The 5,193-nt window shown below is 58.6% G+C and carries 3 protein-coding genes and 1 tRNA gene; 2 read left to right on the top strand and 2 right to left on the bottom strand.

Features of this window, described 5'->3' with window-relative positions; translation table 11 throughout:
- On the top strand, positions 1 to 582 hold a 582-nt coding region (locus AADA04_RS14510; RefSeq protein ID WP_340693993.1), incomplete at its 5' end, for a DUF6134 family protein.
- Between the two features lie 12 nt (positions 583 to 594).
- Here the strand turns inward: AADA04_RS14510 and AADA04_RS14505 are convergent.
- Entirely contained in the window at positions 595 to 3,396 is a 2,802-nt protein-coding gene (locus AADA04_RS14505; protein WP_340693992.1) for an AsmA family protein, read from the bottom strand.
- 164 nt (positions 3,397 to 3,560) lie between these two features.
- Here AADA04_RS14505 and AADA04_RS14500 point away from each other — a divergent pair.
- Positions 3,561 to 3,637 (top strand) — tRNA-Asp (locus AADA04_RS14500).
- 371 nt (positions 3,638 to 4,008) lie between these two features.
- On the opposite strand, the gene AADA04_RS14495 is transcribed toward AADA04_RS14500, so the two are convergent.
- Positions 4,009 to 4,755 (bottom strand): FadR/GntR family transcriptional regulator, encoded by a 747-nt coding sequence (locus tag AADA04_RS14495; RefSeq protein WP_340693991.1) that lies wholly within the window; start codon positions 4,753 to 4,755, stop codon positions 4,009 to 4,011.
- Positions 4,756 to 5,193 lie beyond the last annotated feature (438 nt).

The raw sequence follows: 5,193 nt of genomic DNA, 5'->3' as shown, positions 1-5,193 counted from the left end.
CCGAAAGATGGTGATGAAATCAGCTTCCACGTGCTTCGCGAGGGCAAACCTTTCGGCACCCATACGGTGTCGTTCGACGTCGCACCGGACGGCACGCTGAAGGCAACAACCGACGTCCGCCTGAAGGCTGGCCTGGGCCCGATTACGCTGTTTCGATACGCCTTGGATGCCACCGAAACGTGGAAAGACGGCCAGCTGGTCGCCCTGAAAGGCGCGGTGAATGACAATGGCGATGACGGCTCGGTGAGCGCCATGCGTGTCGGCAACGTGCTTGATGTCACCGGAACAGAATATACAGGCCAGGTCCCGGTCGGCATCCTCCCGTCCAGCCACTGGAATGTGGCGCAGACCCTGGCAGGGCAGTTGCTCTCCACTGAGGATGGCGAACTGATCGAGGTCAATGTCGTGGACAAGGGCCCCGACACCGTGAGTGTCGGCGACACATCGGTCGAAGCCAATCGCTACCTGATGGATTCCGATATCGACGTCGACCTCTGGTATGACGCGCAGGGCCGATGGGTGAAACTCGCCTTCGAGGCCCGCGGCCAGCTCATAGAATACGTCCTGACCAAACCCTTCTGAGCCACAGCCAGCTTATTCCGGTTCTGCAGGCGCTGGCTCGACTTTCTTTTTCTTCTTGAACAGGTCGCCCAGCGCGTCCCTCGCGGCTTGCTCCGCCGCGCTCTCAAGCGTGACGGGTGCTTTGGCCTCCGGCTGCGCGGTCTCGGGCGCCGCGTCGGTGGGGGTGGCAGGTGTGGGCTCCGGGGTTGGTGCGGAGGTGGTGGGCACGCCGAGTACATTCCCGAGAATGGCACCGGCATCTCCGCCGATCTTGTCGGATAGCTGGTCTTTCAGCGTGTTGCCAAGTTCAGCCTTCAAGGCCGACTGGATGCCTGACGTATCCGGCGACACTTTAAGCTTGTTCCATGACCCTGAAATGCGCACCGGAACCGGTATGCCGTTCAACTGAACCACGCTTCCGGTTCCCTGACCGGATTTGTCGATACTGGTCGCGAGGCGGAGGTCCAGCGCCTGCCCGCCAAGATTGATCTGGCCGGATCCATCAATGCCCAGCACCGGGTTGATCAGCTTCATCAGGTCGACATTGGCGACACCATCATTGATCGTGAGCACGGTGTCGAAGCTTGAAAAGTCAGTCGACGCAGAGGGCGACAGGGCTGACGAAAAATCGAGGTTCTTGAGACTGCCGGTCGTCAGGGCCTGCTGCAGGGACTGCGCGCTACGCACGAGCTGGGAGACGTTCAGTCCCTTCAGCTCGCCGTCCACAAGGTTGGTCGTAACCTTGCCGTCGAGCGCATTCATGATGTCATTGATCGAGTTGCCTGCGGCTGCACCGGTCACGGTAAAGCCACCCGTGCCGCTGAGTTTATCGAAACCCGCGAGCGTGCCGAGCAGGCTCGACATGCCGACGCCGCTGCCATTCATCGTGAAGTCAACGGCAGGCGTGGCACCCTGGGCGTTAACGCCCAATTTGCCGTTCCAGTCGCCACCGAACGCTTTGAACTTCGACAGGTCGGCCGTGAGAACGCCTTGATTGAGTTTGGTGGCGAGTGCCGCGTCAGTGAGTTTCACATTTCCGACTGTCAGTGCGCTCGTGGTGATCTGCACATCGGCATCCACCGCTTTGAGGCCCGCAAGATCCAACGGTTCCTTGCTCCAGCCCGTGCTGGCCTGTTTCGGTTTCGCCGCCTGATCAGCGTCGCCAAGGAACGGCGACAGGTCCAGCGGTCCCATGTCCAGGTTGCCGGTGATCTTCGGGCGGTCGCCGGTGAGATCTATACCTGCGGTGCCCTTGCCCGTGATGTCATCGAGCACAAGCGTGAGATTGGTCAGGGACAATGTCTTGAAGCTGCCCTTGATTGCACTGGCCACGTTGAACGTCTTGAGCGTTTCACCGGGCGCCATCTCGACGTCTGCCGCCTTCAGCAGGGCGCGCAGCTCATTGCTGGAAGCCGCAACTTTGCCATCGATACGCCCGTCGCCCGCCAGGCCGACGGCACCTGTATAGGTGGCGTTCAACAGCGCGCCCGAATGCTTCACGTCCAGACCGCTCAAATTGAGCGCATCGGCGGGCCCCTTGATCGCTCCCTTCAGTTCCACCCGCTCCAAGGCGTTGCGGGCAGGAAGGTCGAGACCCATTTGCGTCGCAAGATCACCGGCCTGTGGCAACACGGCCGAGATGGAGCCATCCAGTAGAGGCTTTTCGCCGAGCGTGAGGGCGCCGGTATAGTTCGCGTCAATCTGGCTGCCCTTGATCGACAGGGTTTCAAATCGGATCGCTGGTTCGGTCAGCGCACCGGACAGGCTGGCCTTGGCCGAAACCCCGCCCATAGGCGCAAGATTCAGCGGCATCTCCACACCCGAAAAAGTCGCTAGGTCAGCAATGCTCGGCGCCGAAAGGGCCAGGTTACCGGTGATGGTGGGGGCTTCGGAGAGCAGGATCTGGCCGGTGAAATCCGTCTTCGCCATGTCCGATGACTGGGTGAAGCTGACGATATCGATGTTCAGCGCCGAGAAGGGGCCGGACAATGTGCCCTTTGTATCGATCTTTCCAAGACGCGAGAAGTCCATCGGAAGATCGACACCCGCGAAGGCTGCAAACTTTGCCAGCGCATCTGAACTCGCTGAGAACGCGCCGGACAGGGCAGGCGCGTCGCCGAGTGTGACGCTGCCGTCATACCCTGCTTTGCCGAGCGTGGAGTCCAATGCGAAGGTTACGGCGGCCTGTGTGCCTTTGGTCAGGGCGTCCGGCGAATCAATCTGCAGGTCCACGTCAAACTGCTCGTCCTGGAACAGGCCGGACGCTTTGGCCTTGAGCGGTTTATCGAGTGCCTGGAGCGAGGCCTGGAGGTCCAGTTCCTTCACGTCATAGGCTGAGCCTGCCACATCGTCGCGATAGGTGAGGTTCGCATTCTTCAGGCGCGCCGATGCGATTCCTGCATCGAATCCGCCGCTGGAACCGTCAGAACCGGATTCGTCGCTGGCCTGCGTTCCGAACTCCCAGTTGGCGGTTCCGTTGGCCATGCGGTGAAGGTCGACATTGGCATCGACGAAGGAGATTTCCTGGACATCGACCCGGCGCGACAGGAGGGGCAGCCATTTGACAGACCCGCGCAATTCCCCCGCTTCGATCATGTTCGGCCGGTCGAATCCTGCGGGATTCGCGACGGTGACCCCACCAACGCTCGCTGAAATCCTTGGGAACACCGAGATTTTGACGTCGCCGGTCAGTTTTACGTCCCGTTGCAGCGCATCTGTCGCGGCCTTCTCGATCTGGGTCTTGTAGACATCGCGTGGCACCAGAAAGGGCACGACCATCGCGGCAACGACCAGAAAGCCGACGATACCCGCGACAATGAGCAAAATTCGTTTCATAGGAGGGTCCTGTTTCCTGTGTAGCTGTCCATTATATGTACATTGTGTCTGATGAATGTCGCCTGAAATGCATATAATCGAACTTGGCCTGACGTTCCTTGCTTGACCGCCATAGTCCCCTTGATTAGAGAGGCGGCTCGCTGCTTAGCGGCAGCAGGAAATACGCGGGTGTAGCTCAGTCGGTTAGAGTGCCGGCCTGTCACGCCGGAGGTCGCGGGTTCAAGTCCCGTCACTCGCGCCATTTCCTTGATTTTTCTGACAACTATTCCTTGATTTCACTGAGCTTCGGCTCAGGGAAGTTGAGGAAATTTGTTGTTAGTCGAAGAACGTGAGCCAAAATCCGGATGACGACGATAAAGCATCCGGAACGATTGCCCGTTTTTCGGCCCCATCGCTGAAGCTTTCTCCGGCGCATTCCGCGCGATTCTCAGCCGTCGATTACATGATGCTTGGATTGGATGTCGGCAGGCAGCAATTTCCCGGACGGTGCCAGAAAGATACTGGATCGCTCTCGGTCAGTCTGGTTACAGCTTCGGTCGAACGGGCCAGGCAGGTCGTCAAAATCGCTCAAACAATTGGAAGCGAAGACTTTGAGCCGCCGCTTGGGGCGATTCAGGCGCCAATATTCGTCCGCAAGTACCGTTCCCTGTTTTCATGGGATTTTCGTTTGGCATCTTCGATGGCTTGTTGTTCCGATGCATCGAGAAGTGCGCTCAGAAGTCTCGAGAAATGCCCTCGCATGGCCGCTCTGGCCGCGTCAGGATCGCGGCGCCTGAGGGCTTCCATGACTTCGGAGTGCTCGTTCACCCGATGGTCAGAATCTTTGTGACACACGGCTGAATAGACGCGCTTCACGGCAGCGATTTCTGTTCGCATGCGCCAAAGGGTCTGCAGCATAAACACGTTCGCCTCATTGCCAGTCGCTTTTGCAATCAGCATGTGAAAATCCTGATCAGCTGCTTCTCCGTCCGGAGAGTCGTGTGACGCGTTTGCCATCTTCTTTACGGTTGCTTCGAGCCCGGCAATTTGATCGTCGGTGATCGTTGTTGCGGCAAGCGCAGCGCATTCAGATTCAAACAGAAGGCGTGTCTGGGTCAGCTCGAACGGGGTGACTCCGGGAAGGGCTAGACCGCCAGAGGCGAGTGAGTCACGCACGTATACGCCGGAGCCGACTTTGATTTCGACGCGGCCAACGGCCTCAAGTGAGATCTCCGCCTCTCGAACAACCACCCGGCTCACGCCAAACCGTTCGGCCAGCTCACGTTCGCCAGGCAAGCGCGTCCCTGGCGGATAAGAGCCGGATTCAATCATGTCGAGAATGGCGCGGGCGACAGTGTGGTAGAGCCGCTTTTCGGACATTCTGGTCTTCCTCTGTTGATGGCCAAGCTGAGCACAATGATCCTGCTCCACTCAACCCTAGATGCTTCCGAAATATACAGTACAAGCAAAAGGTTTACAAGGTGGTATAACCAATTGTGTATTTGCTGGCCTGAGCGTTCGCGTGAGGACCTGCTGCCAGCACGCCCCAAGCCCCAATTGCGTTGATGTGGTCGACGCCCATGACATTGCATGACTGGTATATGCTTGGCGATCGGAGGAGCTTTGCAGCGGGCTTGCAGCCAGAATCGACTGGGATGCCGGACCGTGCAGCGTTTCTTTAGGCGGTATTGGACTGTGCGCAGTCTGCATATTGGTAGAGGCGATACACGGCATTTACGGCCAATTCCCGACCGGAGTGCTCATTCTGCCCTGGAATTCGCCGTACAGACAGCAATCGCCTCTACCGTTAATCAAGAT

Source organism: Hyphomonas sp., assembly GCF_037969335.1.
GTDB lineage: Bacteria > Pseudomonadota > Alphaproteobacteria > Caulobacterales > Hyphomonadaceae > Hyphomonas.
The sequence above is the reverse complement of the archived record's forward strand: the minus strand, read 5'-3'. Positions and strand labels throughout refer to the sequence as shown.

Excerpts from the sequence above, each read along its gene's own strand:
- AADA04_RS14505 (WP_340693992.1), bottom strand. The coding sequence starts at position 3,396 with ATGAAACGAATTTTGCTCATTGTCGCGGGTATCGTCGGCTTTCTGGTC.
- AADA04_RS14495 (WP_340693991.1), bottom strand. The coding sequence starts at position 4,755 with ATGTCCGAAAAGCGGCTCTACCACACTGTCGCCCGCGCCATTCTCGAC.